We start from the raw sequence: 243 nt of genomic DNA, 5'->3' as shown, positions 1-243 counted from the left end.
AGTTCCACATTGCTGTGACTGTAAAGCCTTCATCTTCTTTTTCATCATCATTTTCTTCATTCACTTTTACCAAATCGCCATCTTCTTCATCATCTAAATTTAATTCTTTGTGTATTTCCTTCAACAATCCACCGTATGAAATCAGTCGTTTACGGAACAAACCCTCTTCCAAATCCTTAACGATTTGCAAATTCCGTTCCTCGTCATCTGTTAAATAATCATCAGATTTAACGGAGTATTTAG

General features: G+C 35.0%; 1 protein-coding gene. It reads right to left on the bottom strand.

The window, feature by feature from the left end; translation table 11 throughout:
* Positions 1–243 (bottom strand): protein rep (locus AWV70_RS22675; RefSeq protein WP_160327738.1); only part of this gene is annotated, 243 nt, incomplete at both ends.

Source organism: Sporosarcina koreensis, assembly GCF_001531445.1.
GTDB classification, from domain to species: Bacteria; Bacillota; Bacilli; order Bacillales_A; family Planococcaceae; genus Sporosarcina; species Sporosarcina koreensis_C.
The sequence above is the reverse complement of the archived record's forward strand: the minus strand, read 5'-3'. Positions and strand labels throughout refer to the sequence as shown.